The organism is Arundinibacter roseus, assembly GCF_004348825.1.
GTDB classification, from domain to species: Bacteria; Bacteroidota; Bacteroidia; order Cytophagales; family Spirosomataceae; genus Arundinibacter; species Arundinibacter roseus.
Genome location: NZ_SMJU01000009.1, coordinates 111,279 through 135,335 on the forward strand (window position 1 = coordinate 111,279; position 24,057 = coordinate 135,335).

General features: G+C 46.2%; 22 protein-coding genes. 5 read left to right on the plus strand and 17 right to left on the minus strand.

What is annotated here, in order from left to right:
* Positions 1-7 precede the first annotated feature (7 nt).
* From EZE20_RS15445 to rplM, 7 genes are all read right to left on the minus strand, one after another.
* A complete protein-coding gene (locus EZE20_RS15445) occupies positions 8-844 on the minus strand; it encodes a mechanosensitive ion channel family protein (protein WP_132119250.1) in 837 nt (278 codons plus the stop codon).
* A gap of 3 nt (positions 845-847) precedes the next feature.
* Positions 848-1,033: a hypothetical protein gene (locus EZE20_RS15450; protein WP_132119252.1), complete on the minus strand. Its 186-nt coding sequence runs from the start codon at positions 1,031-1,033 to the stop codon at positions 848-850.
* Positions 1,034-1,040: 7 nt separating this feature from the next.
* Entirely contained in the window at positions 1,041-1,637 is a 597-nt protein-coding gene (locus tag EZE20_RS15455) for an RNA polymerase sigma factor (RefSeq protein WP_317129177.1), read from the minus strand.
* A 152-nt stretch (positions 1,638-1,789) separates the two neighbouring features.
* Complete coding sequence (gene tsf / locus EZE20_RS15460; protein ID WP_132119256.1) at positions 1,790-2,626, minus strand: translation elongation factor Ts; 837 nt, start codon at positions 2,624-2,626, stop codon at positions 1,790-1,792.
* 192 nt (positions 2,627-2,818) lie between these two features.
* Positions 2,819-3,634, minus strand: a complete 816-nt coding sequence (gene rpsB / locus EZE20_RS15465) for a 30S ribosomal protein S2 (RefSeq protein WP_132119258.1) — start codon at positions 3,632-3,634, stop codon at positions 2,819-2,821.
* A gap of 162 nt (positions 3,635-3,796) precedes the next feature.
* Positions 3,797-4,183, minus strand: a complete 387-nt coding sequence (gene rpsI, locus EZE20_RS15470) for a 30S ribosomal protein S9 (protein WP_132119260.1) — start codon at positions 4,181-4,183, stop codon at positions 3,797-3,799.
* 20 nt (positions 4,184-4,203) lie between these two features.
* Complete coding sequence (gene rplM / locus EZE20_RS15475; RefSeq protein WP_132119262.1) at positions 4,204-4,647, minus strand: 50S ribosomal protein L13; 444 nt, start codon at positions 4,645-4,647, stop codon at positions 4,204-4,206.
* Between the two features lie 300 nt (positions 4,648-4,947).
* On the opposite strand from rplM, the gene EZE20_RS15480 reads away from it, so the two are divergent.
* Positions 4,948-5,721: a polysaccharide deacetylase family protein gene (locus EZE20_RS15480; protein ID WP_132119264.1), complete on the plus strand. Its 774-nt coding sequence runs from the start codon at positions 4,948-4,950 to the stop codon at positions 5,719-5,721.
* 1 nt (position 5,722) lies between these two features.
* Here the strand turns inward: EZE20_RS15480 and lhgO are convergent, their stop codons facing one another.
* The 8 genes from lhgO to EZE20_RS15520 all read right to left on the minus strand — a co-directional run bounded on the left by lhgO (position 5,723) and on the right by EZE20_RS15520 (position 18,767).
* Positions 5,723-6,922, minus strand: a complete 1,200-nt coding sequence (lhgO, locus tag EZE20_RS15485; RefSeq protein WP_132119266.1) for an L-2-hydroxyglutarate oxidase — start codon at positions 6,920-6,922, stop codon at positions 5,723-5,725.
* 36 nt (positions 6,923-6,958) lie between these two features.
* Entirely contained in the window at positions 6,959-8,158 is a 1,200-nt protein-coding gene (locus EZE20_RS15490) for an anhydro-N-acetylmuramic acid kinase (RefSeq protein ID WP_132119268.1), read from the minus strand.
* A gap of 81 nt (positions 8,159-8,239) precedes the next feature.
* The gene (locus EZE20_RS15495) at positions 8,240-9,409 is read right to left on the minus strand and encodes an efflux RND transporter periplasmic adaptor subunit (RefSeq protein WP_132119270.1); all 1,170 of its coding nucleotides are present in this window, start codon (positions 9,407-9,409) and stop codon (positions 8,240-8,242) included.
* A 56-nt stretch (positions 9,410-9,465) separates the two neighbouring features.
* Positions 9,466-13,803 carry a CusA/CzcA family heavy metal efflux RND transporter gene (locus EZE20_RS15500; RefSeq protein WP_132119272.1) on the minus strand — a complete coding sequence of 1,446 codons (4,338 nt, stop codon included), beginning with the start codon at positions 13,801-13,803 and terminating at the stop codon, positions 9,466-9,468.
* Positions 13,804-14,061: 258 nt separating this feature from the next.
* Positions 14,062-14,460 (minus strand): hypothetical protein, encoded by a 399-nt coding sequence (locus EZE20_RS15505; protein WP_132119274.1) that lies wholly within the window; start codon positions 14,458-14,460, stop codon positions 14,062-14,064.
* Between the two features lie 179 nt (positions 14,461-14,639).
* Positions 14,640-15,563: a bestrophin family protein gene (locus EZE20_RS15510; protein WP_132119276.1), complete on the minus strand. Its 924-nt coding sequence runs from the start codon at positions 15,561-15,563 to the stop codon at positions 14,640-14,642.
* A gap of 82 nt (positions 15,564-15,645) precedes the next feature.
* Positions 15,646-17,307, minus strand: coding sequence for a response regulator (locus EZE20_RS15515; protein WP_132119278.1), 1,662 nt, complete (start codon positions 17,305-17,307; stop codon positions 15,646-15,648).
* A gap of 77 nt (positions 17,308-17,384) precedes the next feature.
* Positions 17,385-18,767, minus strand: a complete 1,383-nt coding sequence (locus tag EZE20_RS15520; protein WP_132119280.1) for an ATP-binding protein — start codon at positions 18,765-18,767, stop codon at positions 17,385-17,387.
* Positions 18,768-19,080: 313 nt separating this feature from the next.
* Between EZE20_RS15520 and EZE20_RS15525 the strand changes: the two genes are divergently transcribed.
* Genes EZE20_RS15525 through EZE20_RS15540 form a run of 4 tightly spaced genes read left to right on the plus strand, consistent with a single transcriptional unit; the run spans position 19,081 to position 22,357 of the window.
* Positions 19,081-20,283, plus strand: a complete 1,203-nt coding sequence (locus EZE20_RS15525; protein ID WP_132119282.1) for a hypothetical protein — start codon at positions 19,081-19,083, stop codon at positions 20,281-20,283.
* Positions 20,284-20,310: 27 nt separating this feature from the next.
* Positions 20,311-20,679: a MerC domain-containing protein gene (locus EZE20_RS15530; RefSeq protein WP_132119284.1), complete on the plus strand. Its 369-nt coding sequence runs from the start codon at positions 20,311-20,313 to the stop codon at positions 20,677-20,679.
* Positions 20,672-21,889, plus strand: a complete 1,218-nt coding sequence (locus EZE20_RS15535; protein WP_132119286.1) for a GTP-binding protein — start codon at positions 20,672-20,674, stop codon at positions 21,887-21,889. Before EZE20_RS15530 ends, EZE20_RS15535 begins: the two co-directional genes overlap by 8 nt.
* 27 nt (positions 21,890-21,916) lie before the next feature.
* Positions 21,917-22,357 (plus strand): DUF3299 domain-containing protein, encoded by a 441-nt coding sequence (locus EZE20_RS15540; RefSeq protein ID WP_132119288.1) that lies wholly within the window; start codon positions 21,917-21,919, stop codon positions 22,355-22,357.
* Between the two features lie 93 nt (positions 22,358-22,450).
* Here EZE20_RS15540 and EZE20_RS15545 read toward each other — a convergent pair whose 3' ends face one another.
* Both EZE20_RS15545 and EZE20_RS15550 read right to left on the minus strand, forming a co-directional pair.
* Positions 22,451-23,383, minus strand: coding sequence for a DUF6607 family protein (locus EZE20_RS15545; protein WP_132119290.1), 933 nt, complete (start codon positions 23,381-23,383; stop codon positions 22,451-22,453).
* A 38-nt stretch (positions 23,384-23,421) separates the two neighbouring features.
* The gene (locus EZE20_RS15550; RefSeq protein WP_132119292.1) at positions 23,422-24,042 is read right to left on the minus strand and encodes an HmuY family protein; all 621 of its coding nucleotides are present in this window, start codon (positions 24,040-24,042) and stop codon (positions 23,422-23,424) included.
* Between the last annotated feature and the right edge of the window lie 15 nt (positions 24,043-24,057).

The window sequence follows — 24,057 nt, forward strand, 5'->3', positions numbered from 1 at the left end:
TTTCAAATTAGAGGGTTTCGGTAAAGACTTCAACTTTTTTATTTTGTAAAATTTGTAATGGAACAATAGTAGTTATTTCTTCATTTTGAATAGTCAAAGAAACAGTATCCATTTTTATAATTCTACCTTTAACTTCATCAACTTTAATCAATTGACCTTCCTTATATTTATTTCGACTGTATATTGAGGAAATAATATTTGCTAATACATCCTTTGAGGCAATACCGTAGCCAAGTGCAAATGCCGCAATTGCGCCACCTAAAATCAGATTAAAGCTAGATTCAAATAGTTCAGTTTTTATTCCTATTTGTCCAAGGCAACTGATGAATGTAATTATAAGGAAGAAAATAAAGACAAAGTTACCTATCATCTTGGCAGAAGGCACATTAAATGTTTTGCATAGCGCAATCACTGCACTTTTGACAGCATCAGAAAGCATAATACCTACTTGAAGCATGATGGCGGCAGCAATCAATTGCGGGATAAAATTCACCAGAGATAATACCATACTTGTAATGGCATTAACGCCCAATGTTTCAGTAGCTGCTGTCAGAAAAACCAATAAAATGAAATAATAAAGCACCTTCGCAATAATTTCGCTAAGCCTAATCTCAGTTTTTAGTTGCTTCACTATACTTATTTCATTTAGCTTATCGCCAATTTTGTCGAATCCTACTTTGCCAAGAACATTCTTAACCACAATTGCCACTGTTTTCGCCACAATATATCCTACAATGAGGATAACAATACAGCCCATCAGTCGGGGAACAAAATCGATGAATTGATTGATTAATGTATTAAAAGTATTAATCAATATTTGAGTGATATTTGGCAGACTTTGCATTGTTTATTGAGGGTTTGCGTGGGTTTCATCAGGAATACATAAGAGAGCTGTATCAAAAAAAGTAATCGTAAATAATGAAACTACTTCCAGTGTATCACGAATCATATCAATTTCTGACACCAAGGCTTTTTTTAAATAGTCTGGCACTTGATCTTGCGGTTCAATATTTTTAAAAGTACTATTATCCATGTGGTTATTATCTTACCATTTTCAGCAACTCAAACAGCTTAGCAAATAATAAACCCAGGAATACAATTGTTTCCAGATATTTTATCCGTAATTTTTCTCTTGATCGCAGCAATCTCATTTTTGCTGCACTCTCAGTTATTTTAAATATTTCGGCGATTTCCCGAATTGAAAGATCATCCAGATATTTCATCATGAGCAAACTTTTTTCTTCTGTGCTCATTTGATCCATAGCGCTCATCAGTCTTCGGGCTTCAATATCATTTTGATCAAAAATGGTATTGAGATCAGTTTCATCAGATACCTCTACGCTTTCATCAGAATACACCTCTCCTCGTTTCTTTGTAATACGCAGCTGATCCATACAGTAATTGTATGTTATGGAGTATAGCCAAGTTGAAAAACGGGCATTTTCTTTATATGTGCCTAATTTGAGTATTAATTTGAGAAATATATCATGCGTAAAGTCCTCAGCTTTGGCAGGATCTTTAATTAGAGATAGGCATTTCCTATATACTTTGTCCGAATAACGCTCATAGAGCTCTTCAAAGTAACTGTTTCGTTGAGTTTCTATAAAAAGTTGAACGAGTTCTTCGTCGGTATGCACTTTATACAGGTTTTCATGCCGTGTTAAGACTGTCATAAGCTAAGAAAGTAACTTTACAGAGGGTAAATTTTCAATAAAAATATTTTAAGCTAAGTAACAAAAAAAGCCTTGTATTTTTCCATACAAGGCTTTCATTAAATACTTTTTTACTATCAAGAGCCTATCACAATGCGTTTAAAGGCTGTAATCGCTAATCCTTTGGAAGTTTTTTCTAACAACTGACGGATTGTCAACGACGAATCTTTCACAAAATCCTGATTGAGCAGTGTATTTTCTCTGTAAAACTTGTTCAGTTTACCAAGGGCAATTTTTTCAAGCATTGCTTCGGGTTTCCCTTCGGCACGTGCCTGATCCTTTCCGATTTCGATTTCGCGCTCCATTGTTGCTGCATCAACGCCGTCTTTATCAAGAGCAACAGGTTTCATAGCCGCAATCTGCATCGCTACGTCCTTACCGATTTCAGTAAGATCGGTACCATTTGCTCCGGCAAAACCTACCAATACACCTAATTTACCCGTTGAGTGCGTATAAGCTACTACCTGCTCAGCGGTCAGGTTTTCGTAAGCTATTACGTCTAGTTTCTCTCCCAGTTTTCCAACCAAATCAACGATATGCTCAGTCAGCGGGCGGCCGTCTGCCATATTGGAGGCCAAAAGGGCTTCTTTGTCAGCAGCATTGGTTGCTACGGCTGTATCCAATATTGATTGTGCCAGATTTTTGAAATCTTCAACATTAGATACAGGCTCAGTTTCGCACGCCAACGCGATTAGCTTTCCGTTGGTACCATCTTCGCTGATACTAATGAGAACTGCACCTTCCGATGTGGCGTTATCGGCACGCTTGGCAGCTACTTTTTGTCCTTGTTTACGAAGGATATCGACCGCTTTATCAAAATCGCCATCAGCTTCGGTGAGGGCTTTTTTGCAGTCCATCATTCCGGCGCCGGTCATTTGGCGTAGTTTATTTACATCTTGCGCAGTGATTGCCATGATATGTGTTATAAATAAATGTTGTTAATTGAATCGTATAAGACAGGCAAAAGTAGAGTTTTCTACATTACCCCAATTTTAAAAAAAGGTAGCCCATAGCATTGAGGCTACGGGCTACTTATCTATATTCAGATCGGACTTAAAAAAGAGGTCCCTGAAACATATTCCACCCGGTGGCGGCTTTGAATTGAATTAATCCTCGTCGCTTTCTTCGATGGCAGCGCTGGGCGCTTCTTCCGCCGCAGCGGCTTCACCTTTCTGATCGCTTTGGCGCTTTGCTTCTTCTTCTTCGGCAAGACGCTGATCATCTTTATCCTGCTTACGCTCCATCAGTCCTTCTTCGATGGCCTTACCGATGGCAAGTGTAATCAAAGCAATTGACTTATAGGCATCGTCATTTCCAGGAATAGGAAAATCTACGAGATCTGGATTTGAATTGGTGTCACAAATAGCAAACACCGGGATATTGAGGCGTTTGGCTTCTGCAACGGCAATGTGCTCACGTTTTACGTCCACAATGAAAAGGGCCGCCGGCAAGCGTGTCAGGTCTGCTACACCTCCCAACACTCTATCCAGTTTTTCTTGTTCACGGGCAAGCATCAGACGTTCGCGCTTCGCTATATTGTTAACCGTGGTTTCGTCTTTGAGCATTTTATCAAGGCTCTGCAACTTTTTTAGCGATTTGCGAATAGTACCGAAATTAGTAAGCATTCCTCCCAACCAACGATCCGTCACGTACGGCATTTTCAGGCGTTTTGCTTCTTCAGTAACGATTTCCTGGGCTTGTTTTTTGGTAGCTACAAACATGATTTTACGCCCTGAGCGCACAATTTGTTTGATGGCATTCTCAGCCTGATCCAGGCAGCTGAGTGTTTTATTTAAATCAATAATATGGATGCCGTTCTTTTCCATGAAAATATACGGTGCCATCCGGGGATCCCACTTACGGGTAAGGTGGCCAAAATGCACACCTGAATCCAATAGGTCTTTATATTCTATTTGTGCCATTTTTTTATAAATGATAAAAATGAATGTTTACTAATTTTGAACTACGCAGCACAGTACATCGGGCACGATAAGTAACTGCCTGGACTATTGTTCGTTTGGACTTTTTCCAGAAAAAACAGAGGCTTATTCTCCAATTCTCCAACGGGAAGTCCAAGCGAAAAATTAACGTTTCGAGAACTGGAATCTTTTCCGTGCTTTCCGACGTCCGTATTTCTTACGCTCCACCATACGGGGATCACGAGTAAGAAATCCTTCTTTCTTCAAAGCAGGACGGTTTTCAGCATTGTATTCAACAAGAGCACGTGAAATAGCCATACGAGCTGCTTCTGCCTGACCTGTCACTCCGCCACCGCGAACATTCACTTTGATGTCATAGCTTTCCCCTGAATTCAGGGTAGCAAACGGCTGTTGTACCACGATTTGGTGTACTTCAAACGGGAAATACTCTTTGTAATCCCGGCCATTTACTTTGATTTCACCTTTTCCCGGCGTCATATAAATACGAGCCACGGCGGTTTTTCTTCGACCAATTGTGTTGATAACTTCCATGTGTAGGATGTCTTTTCGACTTACAACTTAATTTCTTTAGGCTGTTGCGCAACGTGCGGATGCTCCGCAGCGGCATACACAAACAGGTTTGTAAACAAGCGACGTCCCAAACGATTTTTGGGGAGCATGCCTTTTACAGCTTTTTCAATCACACGCTCAGGGTGCTTGCTTAGAAGCTCGCGAGGTGTCTGAAAACGTTGACCTCCGGGATATCCCGTATGACGTACGTACACTTTGTCCGTCATTTTGTTTCCGGTCAGTTTAATTTTGTCGGCGTTGATAACGATCACGTTATCACCACAGTCAACATGCGGGGTGAAGTCCGGCTTATGTTTGCCACGAATGATTTTGGCCACTTCGCTCGCCAAACGGCCGAGCACAAGGTCCTTGGCATCCACTACGACCCACCCTTTGTTTACTGTGTTTTTGTTCGCCGAGATGGTTTTGTAGCTTAACGTATCCACGATTAACAAAAAGATTTATAATTGATTTTCAGTACTATACACAGAATACAGGCTGTCCCACCCGAAAATGGGACTGCAAATATAGAGTTTAACAATTTGAATTACAAGCACGTGCCCTAATTTATCTTCTCAGGCCTCCGGAAGGCCAATTTCGTTCCTATCGGGTTTATCGCAGGATCTGATTTGAATTTTCGTCAGGTACCACTTTCGTGCCTCATTTGCACGTCTGGACTAGTAGGTTTTCTATTTTATGCACTCTTTCAAAGGTCAACTATCTTCGGTTTCTTTCTATTTATATATATGAAATCTGTCTCACTCTTTTGCTATCTTTTGTTATGTATAGGATCGGTAGATGCTCAAATTATCCGGCGTCCCATTCCGGAAAAACTCGTAGTGCTGACGTTTGATGATGGTGTTAGTACGCACGCAACCACAGTTGCACCACTTTTGAAAAAGTATGGCTTTGGCGGGACATTTTTTGTCTGTGAATTTCCACCCGACTTTGCTGACAAGAATAAATATATGTCCTGGGAGCAGATCAGGCAGCTAAACGAAATGGGATTTGAAATTGGCAATCATACCCTGACGCATAAACACGTCGGCAAATTGACCAAAGCGCAACTCCTGGCTGAACTGGACTCGCTGGAAAGTCGATGTGTGAAATTTGGGATTGCTAAACCGGTTAATTTTGCCTACCCCGGCTATGCGATTCATCCAACGGCCTATGAAGTTTTAGCCGAAAAAGGCTATCATTTTGCCCGCATTGGTGGCGACCGACCTTACGATCCTGTCAAAGATCATCCGTTTTTGATTCCGAGTTTCACAACACTGAAAGATAATCGAGAGGTCATCTTAAAAGGATTTGAAGGAGCAACGCAGGGTAAAATTGTCATCCTGACCGTCCACGGCGTTCCTGATTACGCCCACGACTGGGTAACAACTCCACCCGACCTTTTCTCAGAATATCTCGATTACCTGCACACTAATAAATTTACCGTAATCTCCCTGCGTGACCTGAACCAGTATATTAATTTTGACGAAGCTGCGCGAGCCCTTCCTCTTCCGGGTCGGTAGCTTACAGTCGTTCCAACACTCGTTCTGACACCGTTTGTCCAATTGAAAGTGAGGACGTAGCTGCCGGAGAAGGCGCATTGACTACGTTAATCGTTTGTGAATTTTCCAATATCGCAAAGTCATCCAACAGCCCGCCGTCGTAGTCACAGGCCTGCGCCCGCACACCCGCACCACCCGGCACGAGGTCCGCTTCCTGAATTTCCGGAATGAGTTCCTGCAACGCTTTCGTAAAAGCCGCCTTGGAGAAAGATCGGTACATTTCGCCCAGGCCGGTGCGCCAGTATTTGGCCGCGACCTTCCGAAACCCCGGCCATGCGAGGGTTTCCCCGAGTTCTTTAAAGTCAACATCCAGCTTGCCATAGCCTTCGCGCCGAAACGCCAGCACGGCATTGGGGCCGGCTTCTACACCGCCTTCCATCATGCGTGTAAAGTGGACACCAAGAAATGGAAAATTAGGATCGGGTACGGGGTAAATAAGATTTTTTACCAGATGTTGCTTTTCAGGTTTTAGTTTAAAATACTCGCCTCTAAACGGAATGATTCGAACATTTACTTTATTTTCCTGCGTCAATTGCGCCACCTTATCTGAGTAAAGACCTGCACAATTGACAAGTATTTTGGTGTTAAAAACTGAGCCTTTTTCTGTATGCACCAGGCTTCGCCCCTGCTCGGTTGATACGTTAATTACTTTTTCCGACAAGTGAATTTCTCCACCTAAGGTCTGAATTTTTTCAGCATATTTTTCTGAAACTGCTTTATAGTCAATAATGCCGGTATAAGGAACCCAAATGCCTTCCAGGCCCTTCACGTGAGGTTCAATCTCTTTCATCTCACCAGCCGTAATCTTTCGATTTTTGACTAATCCGTTTTGCATACCACGCTCAAACAGGCCGTGTAAAACAGGTACCTGTTCCGGCTGTGTGGCAACTACGATTTTCCCGCACAGATCGTAATCTATTCCTTCTTTATCACAAAAATCAATCAGCATCTGATACCCTCTGATGCAATTGACGGCTTTCAAACTTCCGGGTTTGTAGTACAGTCCCGAGTGAATTACGCCACTATTGTGCCCGGTTTGGTGAGCAGCCACCTGCGATTCCTTTTCAAGAACGGCCAGTTTGAGAGAGGGACGCTGCTCCTTGAGACGCAGCGCTGTGGCCAGGCCTACAATGCCGCCGCCGATAATTACGATGTCATACATGCGAAAAAGGAAACTTTGTAAAAATGAGTGGCAAAATTACTCGGGAAAAGAGATTTTTCCCATTGAAACAGAAGGTACTCCTGCACGATTTCCAAAATTAACTTTCCCACCTGCCACAGTCTCATTTGCCAAAACCGCAAATAATACCGCCTCTTTGGCATCGCCGGAAACCCCTAATTCATCTATTTTACAAATTTGAAAAGACGTCGGCAATTGCTCACGGATGCCCTGCATCAAAACAGGATTGTGCGCCCCGCCTCCACTTACATAAAGGGTGTGCGGCTCGCTGATGTGAGTAGCCCGACGAATAGCAGCCACAATGGTGTCCGCACTAAACCGGGCAAGTGTTGCCAACAGATCATTGGCGCTCAGGGAATGGGCATCGCTCTTTTCCTGAGCCACCGCAACAAAGGTTTGATTAAAAACTTCGGGGCCCGTAGTTTTTGGGAAGGGTGCGTCAAAAAATGGGTGATCTTTCAAAGCCCGAAGCAACCCGGGATGACAAGTTCCGGCGGTGGCATAGGCTCCGTCCGAATCATACGGTTCATTGAAATATTTTTGTGTAAAAGCATCCAAAAGCGTATTGCCAGGACCTGTATCCGTTGTAAACACAGCGTCTGCCTCGGCTGATGCGGGCAAGTACGTAAAATTGGCAATGCCTCCCATGTTTAGCAAAATCCGATTTTCTCCTTTTTTTGTAAATAAAAGATAGTCGCCATACACAGCCAATGGCGCGCCTTCTCCGCCGGCAGCTATGTGCCTTTGACGAAAATCGCTTAGTGTAATAATTCCCGTTGTAACAGCTACGTGGTCTCCATCCCCAATTTGCAGCGTGGCGTTCGGATAATCAGGCAGTTGATGCTGTGCCCTAGGTGCGTGGTAGACCGTTTGGCCATGACTTGCCACCAGATCAACCGCTGCCGGTTCGACTCCCCATTGACTCAGGCATTGCCTGACGAGCCGCCCGTGATAGGTACCGATGTAGGGATTTAAGAGGCACAATTGCTGAAAGTCAATATGGCGTTTGGCAAAAATAGCCCGTATTTCCTGCTTAAAGGATTCAGCATAGGGCACTGTGGCGAAATGCTCCACTCGTAGTGATGTATCCAACCCGCTGCCCGAGACCCGACATAAAGCCACATCCAGGCCGTCCAGCGAAGTGCCAGACATTAGACCGATGATGCGGCGCTCGGGCCGTTGTGCTAACGTATATAATTTTTTCAGCTGTTCGTTCATGCTTTTATATTCAGGAAAGACTTCCTTACATACTTTGTGTCCAGATAAACTATTTTATTCTATAATTTCAAAAACGATACACTACTCTTCCTCGGGCTCGCTGCGTTTGGCCAATTCAGCATCAACCAGAAAGGCTCCTTTTGTTACGAGCGAAACTCCGGCCAAAGGTACGGACGTACTGACTTCAATGTTCCCGGTTTCGGAAGTTCCCCCAATTTTAACCGGTATGCGACGAAAGGTCAGATTTTCTTCCTGAATATATACATAACCGGTCGCTCCTTTTCGCACAACAGCCTCGGTCGGCACGGTAAGTACCATTCGATTCCCGGTTTCAATAAAGGCATTCACATAGCCCCCGGGCACCAACTGAGCCTCCTGTTTTTCGTCACGTACATGGGCATGTATGTTCAGCATGCGCGTATTTCCTTCCAGCATTTTACCTACCAAATATACCGACGCATCCACTGATTCACCCTGAGGCTGCACAATTCTGACTCTTTGACCTTCCTTAATAAACGGAGCATCCTGTTCAAAAACTGTCAATTCTACGTGCATGTGTGATTTGTCTATTACTTCCAGCAACACCTCGCCGGGCGTAGTTTCTTTACCCAGGTTAATGGTGGCAACCGTTATGTACCCATTGACCGGAGAGACGATTCGGGCGGCGGGCACAATCCCGTTTTTAAGTAAGGTTTCACCCGAAAGACCCAGGATCCGAAGCTTCGCTTCCAGCGACTGCACCTGCGCTTTTGTGGAGGCATAGTTGGCTTGTGCCTGCTCCAATTGTTTCCGTGCGCCTACGTTTTCATTCGTCAGTGTACGTTGTCTTTCCAGTTCTTTTTCAAGATAAATCAACTGACTGGTATTTTGTAGAAAATCCTGTTGCAACTGAATAAACTCGAAGCTTTCCAGAGTAGCCAGGAGCTCTCCTTTACGGACCCGCTGACCCGGCAGTGCCTTTACGTACCGAATTTTGCCACCAATCGGCAGGCTTATAGTAGCCCGGTTTTCGGGGGGCAAATCTACACGCCCGTTGGCCTTCACTTCGGTCCGTACGGATTCACTTTTAGCGGAGCCAATTTCAATTCCGATTGATTTGTACTGCGCATCTGTAAGCGTAATTTTATCAACCGAAACACTATCTGCAACCGCTTCTTCAGAAATGGGTTCGTTGGTGGTTTGGCAGGAAAAAAGCAGAAAATATAGTAGCGTACCGGCGGCGGCATGTATTGATTTTGATAAAATATTCATAGTTTTTTTGTTAAAAGGAGATGATTTCTTTGCCTCTTCTTTGTGTCAAAGCAGTACTAATTCTCGCCTGCCAGTTCTTCCATCCGGATCAGACTTTGGTCAAATTCGAGTACCTGTTGCAGATATTCTTCCCGTAACTGATAGGCTTGTTGCAAAGCAGCAAAAAAAGCTACGTAATCAACTTCGCCATTAGAATAAGCAGATAGAGCGGTACTTTGAATAAGATCTGCTTGTGGAAGAGCGTAGGTTTCGTAGTAGTCCAGCGTAGTCGCTAAGCTTTGTTGACGCGCCCTGACGAGTTCCATTTCTGTACCTAGCTGTCGCGAACTAAGGCGCAGCTCAGTTTCGGTGATTTGTTCCTGAATCCGGGCGGCTTCAATACGGGCATTGAACGCTTTGGTAAACAGAGGCACCGACATGCCTACCTGCAAAGCACTAAATCCATATTTCTTTTCGATGGACTGATTCACGAGCCCCACCCGCCATTCGGGAAGCTTGTTTCGCTGTTCAATTCTGGTCTGAATCTGACTGGTAAGTACCTGCTGTCGGAGAATATTCAGCCAGGGATTTGTTTCACTGACCAATGCCGGAAACAATGCCAACGGAAGCGGTCGTTTCAACGCTATGAGCGTATCAATCCGTACATTTTCGTCGGTTTGTAATAATAGGCGCAAAGCGGCATAATGCATGTCCTGCTCGCGCACGACTGCCCGAATCCGCTGACTAAGATGTTGGTAGCGGCTTTGAGCCGTAACGGTTTCGAGCCGGTTGGTTTCTCCCGTTTGAAACCGAATTTCGGCGGCTCGTGCTGCCTCCCGAAACTGCTCGCTTTGCTGCCGCAACAGCCCCAGCAGGTTGTGGTCGTACAAGAGCTGATAGTACGTTCTTTTGACTTCATTGGCCAGCTGAATCGTTTGAATAGACACTTCATACTGCGCCCGCTGAACCCCACCTTCGAGTAATTCGCGCTGTGCTTTGTATACACCAGGTGCTGAAAAGGACTGAACCGCCGTCAACGTATAATCAATAGGGCGTGCCTGCGTTTGTCCATACTGAAAATCAACAGCCGTTTTGGGTAGATCAAAGGCCGTGGGCAGCAACGCCTGCTGTTCCCGAACGCCTAGTTGCCTGGCTTTTATACCTAAATTCTGCGAAGTAGCTTCTTCAATTGCATCACTCAGCGACACCACCCGCTGAGCCTGAGTCTCAGGAGCAGATAGAAAAAAACTAATCAGCAAGGCAACTACTACCTGAGAGCTTTGTCCGCCTTTATTTTTTTTATTGGTAAATTTCTTCACCACACTATACAACACCGGCAGCACAACGAGCGTCAGAAGAGTAGCAGTTATCAATCCTCCAATAACGACCGTAGCTAAGGGCCGCTGCACTTCGGCACCGGCAGAGCGCGACAAAGCCATGGGTAGAAAACCTAGTGACGCCACCGAAGCAGTCATGAGCACCGGACGAAACCGTGCCTGAACTCCCTGCATGATCCGGTCGTAGAGGCTACTTTTTCCTTCTTTTTCTAACTGTTCAAAATAGCTTACAAGAACGATTCCGTTCAGAACTGCCACGCCAAACAGGGCAATAAATCCGACACCTGCCGAAATACTGAACGGCATGTCGCGCAGCCAAAGGGCCCAGATTCCGCCGATGGCCGAGAGTGGTACCGCCGTAAAAATGATGAGCGCTTCCGTTAATGAACCAAACGTAAAATACAACAGAGCAAAAATCAAGAGCAAGGCCAGCGGTACGGCAATGAGTAACCGTTGTTGGGCCTGTTGCAGATTCTCGAAGGCTCCGCCGTAGCTGTAATAGTAGCCTGCGGGTAGAATAACGCCTTTTTCTAATTTGCTTTGAATATCATTTACTACGCTTTCTACATCCCGGTTCAGGACGTTTATACCAATGGTAATTCGTCTTTTGGTGTTGTCACGAGAGATTTGTGCGGGTGCTTCTTCGTAGCTGATGTCGGCCACCTGACCGAGTGGAATCGTTCCGCCATCTTTGAGCGGAATGTACAGGTTACGAATATCGCTCAGGTCGGTGCGGTGCAGACTATCCATGCGAACCACGAGGTCAAATCGTCTTTCACCTTCAAAAACTACCCCGGCGGTTTCTCCGGCAAAAGAGGTTCGGATCAATTGGTTAATCTCCGCCACATCAAGTCCATACTGCGCGAGACGCTCGCGATGATAGGTTGCTTTAATTTGGGGTAAACCTACAATCGGCTCAACCCGGCAGCTCGCCACACCCGCAATCGGGCCTATGAGGGCGGCACATTCGGTGGCATGTTCAAAGAGAACGTTCAGGTCATCGCCATAGATTTTTACAACTACATCGGAGCGTGCACCCGTAATCATTTCATTGAATCGCATCTGAATCGGTTGGGTAAATTCGGCCATTGACCCCGGCACTTCCCGTTGCAGCACTTCATTCATTTTTTCGGAAAGTTCTTCACGGGTATCGGCTGAGGTCCAGTCGGCGCGCTCTTTCAGATTAATCATCTGATCGGTCATTTCTACGGGCATAGGGTCGGTAGGGATTTCGGAAGCACCGATTCGGCCTACAACCTGCCTGATTTCGGGGAAATTTTTGAGCAGGGCTCGTTCTGCTTTGAGCGAGGCCTCAATGGTTTCGGTCAGAGACGTACCTGTGGGCATTCGGAAATCGATTGCTATGTCGCCTTCGTCAAGCTGCGGGATAAATTCGCCCCCGAGCGTACCAAACAGCCAGCCACTTACCAACAACATGACCAAAGCCAGGCCAATGACCAACCGCTGCGCTTTTAAGGCCCTTTTGATAACGGGTTCATAAAAAGAGTACAGTTTTTTGACCAGACGATCCGAGAAATTTTCCTTGTTGTTTATTTTCTTTTTCAGAAATAAGGCCGAAGCCACCGGCACGTACGTAAGCGATAAAATGAGCGCACCAACAATGGCAAAGCTAACCGCAAGGGCCATGGGCTGAAACATTTTGCCTTCAATGCCGGAAAGTGATAGGATTGGAATATACACAATCAGAATAATGACCTGTCCAAATACCGCTGATTTCAGAATTCGGGACGCCTGACTGAACACCGTCTCATCCATCTGTTTTTGGGTCAGGCGGTCGCCGGTTTGCCAGTTGCCGTGAAGAAAATGCAGCACGGCCTCCACCACAATTACCGACCCATCAACTACCAGGCCGAAGTCAATAGCGCCCAAACTCATGAGGTTGGCAGATACGCCGAAGAGCTTCATCATGGCAAACGTAAACAGCATTGCCAGCGGAATCACCGAGGCGACGATCAACCCGGCCCGCCAGTTGCCCAGCAAAAGCACCAGCACAAACACCACAATCAGCCCGCCTTCGAGCAGGTTGTTACGCACGGTCCGAATGGCCCGGTCGATGAGTTGGGTCCGGTCAATGAAAGGCTCAATGCGTACACCTTCGGGCAGCGATTTCTGAATTCGTGCGACCCGCTCCTTTACGGCTTTCACGGTTCTTTCGGCATCCGCTCCTTTGAGCATCAGCACCACAGCTCCGACGGCCTCGCTTTCGCCGTTGCGCGTCATTGCTCCGTAGCGAACGGCTGCACCAAACCGGACAGTAGCCAGGCTACGAATGAGCACGGGGACACCATTTTCATTTTTAACCGCTATGTTTTCAATATCTTCCAGCGTTTTCACGGTTCCTTCTCCCCGAATAAAATACGCCTGCTTATCTTTCTCAAGATAGCTTCCGCCCGTATTTCCATTATTGGACTGCACAGCCTCAAACACTTCGCCAATGGTAAGGCCCGCTGCCCGAAGGCGCTCGGGATCAATACTTACTTCGTACTGTTTGACAAACCCGCCAAAACTACTTACCTCTACTACTCCGGGAATCCCTGTAAGCTGACGTTTAACGATCCAATCCTGCATGCTGCGCAGCTCTGTCAGGTCGTAGCGTGTTTCGTAGCCCGGCTGCGGCACAAGCGTATACTGATAAATTTCTCCCAAACCCGTAGTAATAGGTGCCAGGTAAGGCACGCCAAATTCGGTGGGAATATCCTGTGCCGCCTGACTGATTTGTTCGCCTACTAATTGACGGGCCTTTAGAATATCAAGTTGATCGTCAAAAACAACCGTAATGACTGACAAGCCCAGCCGCGAAACCGAGCGGATTTCGGTTACGCCCTGCACATTTCCCAGGCTGAGTTCTATGGGCGTGGTAATGTACTGCTCTACTTCCTGCGCAGCCAGCGCCGGCGATTGCGTCAGTACGACCACCTGATTGGAGGTAATGTCGGGTACTGCATCGATGGGTAGTTTTGAGAGCGCATATACGCCCCAACCCACCAGGCCCACTACAAATAGCCCAATGATGAGTTTGTTCCGAATACTAAATCGGATGATGGATTCAAATGACATAAGGAAAGGAGATTGCTCCCAACCAAACTGACGCAGGCAAATGCCGGGTTTCGTTTGGTTTGGAATAAAAATTCTGGTTAAAAAAGGGGTAGGTTTCTTTTTCTGAAATCGTCGCTTCCTGTTATCGCTTTTACGCAATTACCACCAATGTTCTGTGAACAACATACTAACGAGACTTCCACAGGAGTCCAGAGGATAGTGTCCGGGGGCAAAGACCGGAGTTTTTTTAGAAAACTGGAATTGACAAAAAAAGAAACCTTACAAACGCACAGGGCTCTTGGGAGGATTGAGCAGCAAGGCCAGAAATTGAAAGGAATAAAGGTTATTCCAGAAGTAGTTTTTTAACCCGGGAAGCAACTGTGCTTTGGGGGCGTTTAATTGAAGTTTAAAAAAAGTTGGTACAAACAAAGCTACTGTAACCTGCAATTGCAGCGAAGGCAAAGCCGTGTGGTCTTCGGTGCCTACATGCTTGGAGCCTGCGGCGTAATGCATTTGCAGGAAAGTCAGAAAGCTGATTTGCCCTTTGCTTTTTTGGGCATGAGCCTCAAAATGCCTGACCAAATCCGGAAGTTTGGCTAGTTCGCTCCATCCCCCTCCGGGCAAAAAACTGCCGATGAGTAGATTAAAGCTAAGTACATAAACCAGCAAACGCTTCATACTAGTTGGTCAGGCATTCTATTCCTGATTCAGGTTGTGTAGCTCAAAATTACGCAATTTCTCAACCTGCGTCCCGGCCTGAGAGAAATTTAGAATTAGTATAGTTAGAGTTTTATGGTTAAGTCATTGTATGCCTGTGTTAGTCTGCGTTTACAGCATTTTTCACAGGGCATCAACATTTAAAAAACCTTGCGGTAAAGCTCCTTATTTTCAACAGGTTGTGGTTCGAGGGGCACTTCCATAATTTCGAATACATTTTTCTTAATATTCTGTGCAAAATCGCCTGTGGACAAGTCATTACAGTCGAGCCCAAAAGGGTCTTCTATTTCGCTCGCCATCATTTCGATTCCAATAAAGGTGAAAAATATAAACGTAACGAGCGGGATTGTAAAGTAGCTGAAATCCCGAATCAGGCCAAAAGGAAGCATCAGTGAATAACCCAAAATCAGGAGCTTGATGTACACACTATACGAGAAAGGAATGGGCGTTTTTTTGATACGTTCGCAGGCACCGGTAATATCCAACAGCGCTTGCAGGTGCGGTTTCATGTTCCGAATATCCGCTCCACTGATCTCCCCGCTCCGATACATGAGCTGAACTTTCTGATGAATCAGCGTTGAAATGTAATTAGGAACGTGCTTCCGCTGCCGATACAGTTCCACTTCCTCCGCGTTCAAATGAATGAGCTCTTCTACCTTCGTCCCCTGCCGAAGGTGTTCTTTCAGCGCAATACAAAAATTAGAAATCAGGAGGGCCATTTCGTACCGGCTGCGGGAGTCATCTTCCGGGAAAATCGTGTGAGTCATGACGGCCAGGTTGCGGCAATTGTTCACCAGCATGCCCCATTGCTTGCGCCCTTCCCACCAGCGGTCATAAGCCGTATTGGTCCGAAATACCAGCAGTACGCTTAGCACGATACCCAGCAATGAAAAAATAGTGGAAGGCGCATGCATATTGAGCGGAAGCTCTTCTACTAAAACGGCAAAAATGGTTGTCAGCACTGCCACACCCAAGGTACTTCTAAGTACTTTTTGCATGGTCCAGCTGCGGCTGAGGTGGGCGATGTCTCCCAGGAAATTTTTATTGGTTTCGTAAATAATCATTAGGAATAGAGCTTTCTTTTTGGTTGTGCGAAAGAAGTAATTAACATTGAGTTTTTATGATTTTATACCTTTTGCAGGTGCATTAAATTTCGGCTAAGTACTTATGTACAAAGCTGATAGCCATTGCCCCTTCACCGACCGCCGATGCCACGCGGTTCATGGCAGAAGCACGCACGTCGCCGGCGGCAAAAACCCCGGGAAGGCAGGTTTCGAGCATGAAAGGTTCGCGCTGTTTTTTCCAGACCTTTTTGAAAGACGGGTACTGCATAAGCCCGCGCCCCGTTTCAATGAACCCACGCTCGTCTTTGAGCATGTCGGTTTGAATCCATTCGGTATAGGGCTTGGCGCCAATAAAAATGAAGAGTGCATCGGCCGGTACCGTCCGACTTTCAGCCGAATTCAGATCCTGAATGACTAATTCCTGCAAATGCCCTTCGCCTTTGGCTTCCACAATTTCGGAACAGGGCACCAGGTGAATATTCGGAGTGGCATCGATTTGGTCAATCAGATACTGCGACATCGTGGCCGAAAGGTCTGGTTTGCGAACGAGGATATACACATTTTTGGCAAATTGAGATAAATACATCGCGCCTTGCCCGGCTGAGTTTCCGCCGCCAACCACATATACCTCGCGGTCGCGGCAGCCGTTGGCCTCCGTAGTAGCCGCTCCGTAGTACACGCCTGCGCCTGTAAAATCGCCTACACCAGTAGTATCCAGCTTGCGGTAGTTGACGCCCGTGGTGATGACGATACTTTTGGTGTTAATTACCTTGCCGTTTCCGAGGGTAAGAATCTTGTAATTGTCTTTTATTTCAATATTTACTACTTCTTCGGGCGACATAAAATCGACGCCAAACCGGGTAGCCTGCGTAATGGCCCGCCGCGACAATTCGGCACCGCTCAGGCCCGACGGAAAGCCCAGGTAATTTTCAATGCGCGAACTCGTACCGGCCTGACCACCGGGTGCACGCTTTTCGATCAGCAGTGTTTTGAGCCCTTCGGAACCGCCGTACACGGCTGCGGAAAGCCCCGCCGGACCCGCGCCAATGATTACGACGTCATAAAGCTCATGAGTCGTTTGTAGGCTTAGTCCGAGCTTATCGGCTATTTCACGGGTGGTTGGATCGGTCAGGAAAGAGCCATCTTCAAAAAATATAAAGGGTGCATCTTTCGGTTCAAGTGCATTCAGCTCCATCAACTCGCGCGCCCGCTCATGCGATTCCAGATCGTACCATTGGTAGGGATAAAGATTGCCGGAAAGAAAATCTTTGATTTCATGAGATTTTGGCGAAAACTGATAACCAATGACCCGAATCCCGTCAAATTCCGGGATGTACTTCATTTGCCAGTCTTCCAGCAAATCGTTCAGGATTGGGTACATTTTTTCTTCGGGCGGGTCCCAGGGTTTCATCAGGTAATAATCCAACTGCACATCGTTGATGGCTTTAATAGCCGCATCCGTATCAGAATAAGCCGTTAGCAAAACCCGCTTGGCATTCGGAAAGATCGTTTTGGCCTCCGTCAAATAGTCTACGCCCAGCATTTCGGGCATTCGCTGATCTGACACAAAAAGGGCTACGGTTTCATTTTTTTGTTTAAGGTCTTTCAGAGCATTCAGTGCTTCCTGCGCCGAATCCGTACTCATGATTTTGTATTCTTTACGGTAGTTGGTGCGTAGATCGCGGGTGAGCGCTCTTAGTACCTGTGGGTCGTCGTCTACGGCAATTATTATGGGCTGTTTCATAAGAAAAGTTGAAGTAAAAAGCAGAAATAGTAGTAAGCTTTATAACGGATAAAAATCAAAAATAGAAGAAGTAAGAACTACTCAATGGGCAGGCAGACACAAAATTCCGTGCGACCGGGTTCGGACGTTACGGTCAGTTGGCCTCGGTGTCTTTTGACAATATTCTGCGCAATTTCCAGACCCAGGCCGCTTCCTTTACCGATTTCTTTGGTAGTAAAGAATGGATCAAAAATCTGCTGAATTACATCTTTCGGAATTCCCGTACCGTTGTCGATTACGCGCGTCATGACAAACTCCCGATCTCGGACTGCTTCGATTCGGATTTGGCCCGCATCGGGCAGCGCATCAACGGCGTTGTCGATCAGATTGGTCCAAACCTGATTCATCTCTCCCGGGCTGACATTCATCTGCGGCAGCGAGTCGGGCATATCTACCAACACCTGAATATTTTTGGATTTAATTTTGTGTTGCAACATCCGGAGAGTACTCTCGACGCCATCCCGCAGCACCATTTTTTTCTTGTCGGCGCCGCCGTCCATGTGCGAATATTCCTTCACCGATTTTACCAGATTTCCGATGCGCTGCGAGGCCTCGGCAATTTCGCCTACCATGCGCTCGGTGGTCAGTACGTTGTTGAGCCAGTCAAGTACTACGGCCAGATATTTCAGCGAAACCTGCTCTTCTACCAGATCCAGATCGTCGGTTGTTATGCCATATTCCGAAAATGATTCTGCCAGTTCGTAACCATTTTCGACGGCGCGGTCATCCAGCCAATCGTTTAGGTCATCTTCCAGCGAGGATTTTTCCATCAGGCTCATGTCCTGCACACCGCGGGCAAGCAGCGACGTGAGCAGCTCATTGACTTTATCGACCTGCTCTTCACTTAACTGAATGGAAATGACCCGCTTGAATTTTTCCGGCACAAACCCCAAATGCTTTTTGAGCGCCGAAGCCGACCGCACCACTGCCGCCGCCGGGTTGTTGAGCTCATGCGCCAAACCCGCCGATAACTTTCCCAGCGAAATCATTTTTTCATTCTGCTGATCGAGTTTCGTAAAATCCCGGATCCGGTCCAGCATCAGGTGCACAAAGCTTTGCACGAGCTCATGCTGCGTTTGAAGCATCTCTTTGAATTGATCACGATGCAGGCACAATACCGTAGTTTTTTCGAGTGCAATGGCACTTGCTACGGCGGTTTTGAGACGGGAAAAAGGCAGCAGACCGCCAATGTAGTTCTTTTCGTTGTAGCCCAGCTCGCGCTGCTGATTGTTGCGATTCACAAACATGCGCAGCCGTCCTTCCAGAATTATCCAAAGCTGATCGACCGAATCACCGTTTTGGTACAGGTAAGTACCTTCCTCAACTACCCGAATCTTTGCGTGCTCAATAAACCATTGGAGCTCATCCTCAGGCACTTTTGCCAGATTTTCATTCTCTTGTAAACATTGTAAAACATTCATATCATAATCGTTGAGCTATTTTTAAAAATCTAATTTAGGGACTCTCTCCAAAGGATTGATTAAAAAGTATGTAAAATAATCGTTTTGGGTTTTGTAAATCCGACGACTCCTGCTCGCTACCCAAATATACCGCTATAAAACACCTGCCTGTTTCTATAAATTCCTGAACACTCGTGAACTAAGGCTCCAGAACGTCCAGGTTTTTCTCTGACCAATAATTAAGTAAAAATATTTTACTTGCAACATAGTTGCATATTTGATAATTGTAGACTTATATTTGCAACACTGTTGCATTTAAAAATTTATAAAAATCATGAAAAAACATCTTCTTCGGGTTTCATTTCTTTTTGTTGGGGTAGGTTTATTGGCTTCGTGTGATCGGGAAAAAGACGTCGAACCAGTTGATACCGCCGAGCACAAGTACATGCGGGTACTTGTCAGTGATGAGCAGTCAACTCAGCTAACGCTGGTTAATCCACGGACAGAAACCATCGAAACTTTTCAGGCAGCGTACCCCAAAAGTGCCTTATACTCGACGGCTTCGGGGCGTTTTGGCTCGGTGATTCACCGCGCGCAAAACATGGTTCAAAAATTTGATACGGGTTTTGAAAACCACGGAGACCATGTGGATGTAAAAGGTACACCCAAGTGGGCCGCAATCGTGAGTGAAGGGAAGTTGCCTACGCACTTCAAAAGCCGCGGAAATGAAGTGATGCTCTTTAACGATGGTGACGGCACGCTGAGCGTAGCAAATGAAACCGAGTTTCATAGCTCAGGAGTTAAGTTCAAAACTATTGATGCGGGTAATGTAGCGCACCACGGAGCCATGGCAAAGTTTGACAACGGTACGTATGCCATTACGGAAAAAGACGGCTCGGTAGCGGGTACACTGCCCGAACGTGTGAAGATCATTGACGCAACCGGAAAGGTCGTGCATGCATCTACCGTACAAACCAAAGGAATACATGGCAATGCGGGCAATGGATCGGTGTCTCTTTTTGGCTCTTCCAGCGGAATTTTGGTGGTGGAAGCCTCCGGTGCGCAACGGTTGATTCCGCATCCGGCTGACTTTGGTACAGCCTGGTTTGGTACAATTCTGGAAGCCAAAGCTGCCAACTCGTTCATTGGCTACACAGCTGCAAAGGGTGCCTATCTAATCAATGTGACTTCGGGTCAGATTACACCAATCATCGAATCTACCGACATTATGCAGTGTAAAGTGAATTATGGTGGAACGCACCTGCTGACTCTGCTGCACAGCGGCGAGCTGCGAGTGTATGACCTGAGCAGCAATTCGCTTGTCAAAAGTGGAAGCATTTTGCCCGCTACGGCCAAAGACGAAACGCAAAAGCCACAATTGGAAGCAACTGAACGCTATGCTTACATCACTCAACCAAAAACTGGTGAACTTTTGACAGTTGCCACAAATGATTTCTCCAAAACCAGTCGAATCAAAGTATCCGCCACGCCCTATCGCCTGAGCCTTGTCGGGATGGAGTCGAGTGAGGATCATTGATTTTTTTAGTGCTAACCACTTTTTTATATGTTACCTCAGTTTCTTTTCTCTTCCAAATCAGACTGGGCAGGAATTTTCAGTGCATCACTTTGTGTGGTGCACTGCCTGCTTACACCCCTGCTAATGGTACTTACGGCTACGTTTTCGTGGTGGGCGGGGCTTAGCTATGTGTTTTTGTTCATAAGTTTTTATGCTGCTTTTGACACAAGTCGTGCGCATACGCCTCGCCCTATTCTACTGCTGATTTGGGGTGGATTTGTACTATTGACGCTCAGTATCATCCTGGAAGACGCCTTTCCTGTTCTGCACAAATTCAGCTATCCGGCGAGTTTGTTGCTCGTGATTGGGCATATCCTAAACCTCCGTCACTGCAAAAAATGTGGAACTCATGAGTAAACAAAAACTGCCTGTAACCGTGCTTTCAGGGTTTTTAGGAGCCGGAAAAACCACCCTTCTCAACCATATCCTGCACAATCGTGAGGGTTTGAAAGTTGCTGTCATTGTGAACGACATGAGCGAGGTAAATGTGGATGCACAGTTTATTGAGCGAAACAACACCCTGTCGCGTACCGAAGAACGCCTCGTAGAGATGTCTAATGGCTGTATATGCTGCACGCTACGTGAAGATCTTATGATGGAGGTAGAGAAATTGGCGCGTGAGAATCGCTTTGACTATTTACTGATCGAATCTACCGGAATTTCGGAGCCGGTGCCCGTCGCTCAAACATTCAGTTTCATTGATGAAGCGCAGGGAATTGACCTCTCCCGTTGGGCCTACATCGATACCATGGTTACTGTGGTAGACGCCTTTAACTTTGGCCGGGATTTTGGTTCTATTGATACCGTTCAGACTCGCGGTTTAAATGAAGACGACACCGACACCCGCACCATTGTTAATTTACTTACTGATCAGATTGAATTTGCAAACGTAATCCTGCTTAACAAAACGGACCTCCTTGATCCTGCTCAGGTAGGTGAGTTAAAAGCGATTATAAAATCCCTTAATCCAGGCGCAAAAATCTACGAAACGCTTTTTGGCAAAATTCCCTCAAAAGCCATTTTACATACCAAACTTTTTGACTATCAGCAAGCATCCGAACAGGCTGGCTGGATTCAGGAATTAGAAAATCAGGCACGTGGAAATGCTCATACGCCTGAAACAGAAGAGTATGGAATTTCGTCGTTTGTATTCAGGGCCGCTGACCCCTTGCATCCTCAACGTTTCTGGGACTACCTGAACACCGACTGGCCTGCCGGAATTATCCGCTCCAAGGGACTTTTCTGGATCGCTTCCCGGCCCCAAGAAGCCCTCAATTGGAGTCAGGCGGGAGGGTCTGTACGAGCAGATGGCGCAGGTGTATGGTGGTGCAGCATGCCTTTTTCTGAGCGGATTCAGTATGCTTCGTTTCTGGAAAATCGCACGATTATAGAATCTCGCTGGGATAAGCGGTTCGGCGATCGGGTAAATGAACTGGTAATTATCGGGCAGGATCTGGACAAATCGCTAATTCTGGAAGAACTCCACGCATGCTTATGTACGGAGGCGGAGATTCGCCACATGGAGCAGGGCGGAACTTTTACGGATCCATTTCCGGCTACGGTCTAGTGTAAATCTTTTCAATTAAAATAAGGCATGAGAAAAATCTTTTTCCTGCTATCAATCTGTCTGTGTCTAAGTTTTACTGCTGACCCAATTTTGGTGCCATGGAATCGACTGGCAGATGTTCAGTTCAAAAAAAAGTGGAACGACGACGTCGGAATGTATTTTCTGTATCCAACCTTCGGTCCTACTGTAAAAGCCTTACAGGGGAAAGTCGTGCAAATGAAAGGATATATGATTCCAATTGATGAAGACGCAAATATTCTGGTTATTTCTCAACAGCCAATGGCCGCCTGTTTTTTTTGTGGAGGTGCCGGTCCGGAATCCATTGCACAGGTAAAACTCAAAAAACCTCATGCTTTCAAAACCGATCAGATTGCCATCATTCGAGGTACTCTAAAACTCAATGCAGACAACATTGAAGAGCTTAACTACATCCTGACAAATGCCGAAATTGTTACGATTATGAAGTAACGTTTTTTTATTCCTAAACCTTTACCAAAAAAGCGAGTCAATGCTACTCATTCAGCACTGACTCGCTTTTCCTGCTTGCGGGCTTTATTTTCTTTACTCGTTCATACCTACCGTTATCGGTTCCGGACGAATAATGAAATTTGTCAAAACCTCCCTGATTTTCTCCCGGTTGGTAGCCGAGTCGTAGCCTTTCTTTTCTGTTTCTGTAAAAAACTGCGACAACGGCCTGGCGCGGTAGTAAGGTTTGATCGTTAAATCCTGCCGGGTTTCAAAGAATTCGTCCCAAACCGCCCGCACATCGGCCCAGAAAGGTGCGTGGCTTGCCCACCATTTTTGGGTAGCCGCACAGGCCGCCGGATCAATTTTCCGGTAATCGTTTATACCTTTTTCCTGCGCAATCAACACATCGTGGCCCGATTCGTTGCGCTGAATCTTGTCGTTATCCTGCTCGTGCAGATAACCATAGTCGGTTATATAAATCCGGTTTCCACGGCGCATCACGTTGTAATCCTTACGCTTGGTGTACTCGCGACGTGGCAAAGGCGCGTCTACGGTACTCTCCCACATCGAGCGCCCGTTGACATGCGACCACTGCGCGGAGCCTTCGTAGCGGGGTTCGTCGTTTACTTCATACACTTTTTGAGTCCAGCTTTTTTTGACCGTTTCTTTCGGCAGGCGCTGATACTTCCACGTACGATCTTTATAAAAACTGTACAAATCGCTGTTTTCATAGAGCCAATCTTCCCGCCAATGCTTGATCACCATCGTGTCGTTGATCGCCAGTAAATGCTGCAACACGATTTTATCTTTGGATTCTTCTACCACAAAAACATATTCTGTGGCCTTGGCCAGGTAGCGTTCAGGGAATTTGTAGGTAGTATCAGCCGCAAAAGTTTCGGCATATTTGAAAGTAATATCAAAACACCCGCACTGTCCTTTAATAGCCGCAATATCAGCTGACTTTTGTGCCAGAGCAGCCGAAGTGCCCATCAAAACGAAAACGAATAATTTTAGTATCTTTTTCATAGTATAATAAGCTTATTTACAAAGTTTTATGAATTGGTTTATTGAAAATTTGACGTACCATCCGGTTGCAGCACATACCTAAACGTGTAGTAACGCGCTTCGTCGGTGGCGGTATTTACGGTAGCGGGCGCGCCTTTGTAGTAGCTCAAAATTTCTACTTTGGCGTAGTTTCCTTCCGTTGTTTTTACAATCAGGACCTTCCCGGCAATTGGTACTATTAAATTATTGGCCGGATTGTAGCTATACCACCCTTTGCCTGATCCGGTCGGAATGGCCAAATCGGCTCCCTGATCCTGCCTGATTGGTGCTGTGGCTGGCAGCGTGCTGATTTCATCAAAAATTCCATCCAGCAAAACCGCACCGGCATTTCCAGGTCCGGAAGTTCCGCCATTAACCAGAATTGTAGTGGCTTTAAACGCCAGATCCCAGCGGTTGGAGGCAGAATCAGCAGCAGGCACTATGCCATTTTTGAAGCTGAAATACGTATACTTTCCTGCGGAGGCAGGGCGGCCGGTGGCGTCAACGCCCGTAATAGGATCGGCAGGTAAATCACGTACAGTTTCAGCCTTTACAGGTTCTTTTTCTACGGATTCGGTGTTGTCACAAGCCATTAGCCCAGTAACCAGGGCAGCCACAAGAATGTATGATCTTTTTTTCATGAACAATAAAAATAG

Coding starts and splice junctions, on each gene's coding strand:
- rpsB (WP_132119258.1), bottom strand. CDS start 3,634: ATGGCACAAATAGAATATAAAGACCTATTGGATTCAGGTGTGCATTTT.
- EZE20_RS15505 (WP_132119274.1), bottom strand. CDS start 14,460: ATGAAGCGTTTGCTGGTTTATGTACTTAGCTTTAATCTACTCATCGGC.
- EZE20_RS15525 (WP_132119282.1), top strand. CDS start 19,081: ATGAAAAAACATCTTCTTCGGGTTTCATTTCTTTTTGTTGGGGTAGGT.
- EZE20_RS15450 (WP_132119252.1), bottom strand. CDS start 1,033: ATGGATAATAGTACTTTTAAAAATATTGAACCGCAAGATCAAGTGCCA.
- EZE20_RS15530 (WP_132119284.1), top strand. CDS start 20,311: ATGTTACCTCAGTTTCTTTTCTCTTCCAAATCAGACTGGGCAGGAATT.
- EZE20_RS15495 (WP_132119270.1), bottom strand. CDS start 9,409: ATGAATATTTTATCAAAATCAATACATGCCGCCGCCGGTACGCTACTA.
- EZE20_RS15535 (WP_132119286.1), top strand. CDS start 20,672: ATGAGTAAACAAAAACTGCCTGTAACCGTGCTTTCAGGGTTTTTAGGA.
- EZE20_RS15445 (WP_132119250.1), bottom strand. CDS start 844: ATGCAAAGTCTGCCAAATATCACTCAAATATTGATTAATACTTTTAAT.
- lhgO (WP_132119266.1), bottom strand. CDS start 6,922: ATGTATGACATCGTAATTATCGGCGGCGGCATTGTAGGCCTGGCCACA.
- EZE20_RS15520 (WP_132119280.1), bottom strand. CDS start 18,767: ATGAATGTTTTACAATGTTTACAAGAGAATGAAAATCTGGCAAAAGTG.
- rpsI (WP_132119260.1), bottom strand. CDS start 4,183: ATGGAAGTTATCAACACAATTGGTCGAAGAAAAACCGCCGTGGCTCGT.
- EZE20_RS15490 (WP_132119268.1), bottom strand. CDS start 8,158: ATGAACGAACAGCTGAAAAAATTATATACGTTAGCACAACGGCCCGAG.
- EZE20_RS15540 (WP_132119288.1), top strand. CDS start 21,917: ATGAGAAAAATCTTTTTCCTGCTATCAATCTGTCTGTGTCTAAGTTTT.
- EZE20_RS15550 (WP_132119292.1), bottom strand. CDS start 24,042: ATGAAAAAAAGATCATACATTCTTGTGGCTGCCCTGGTTACTGGGCTA.
- EZE20_RS15545 (WP_132119290.1), bottom strand. CDS start 23,383: ATGAAAAAGATACTAAAATTATTCGTTTTCGTTTTGATGGGCACTTCG.
- EZE20_RS15500 (WP_132119272.1), bottom strand. CDS start 13,803: ATGTCATTTGAATCCATCATCCGATTTAGTATTCGGAACAAACTCATC.
- EZE20_RS15515 (WP_132119278.1), bottom strand. CDS start 17,307: ATGAAACAGCCCATAATAATTGCCGTAGACGACGACCCACAGGTACTA.
- EZE20_RS15510 (WP_132119276.1), bottom strand. CDS start 15,563: ATGATTATTTACGAAACCAATAAAAATTTCCTGGGAGACATCGCCCAC.
- EZE20_RS15480 (WP_132119264.1), top strand. CDS start 4,948: ATGAAATCTGTCTCACTCTTTTGCTATCTTTTGTTATGTATAGGATCG.
- tsf (WP_132119256.1), bottom strand. CDS start 2,626: ATGGCAATCACTGCGCAAGATGTAAATAAACTACGCCAAATGACCGGC.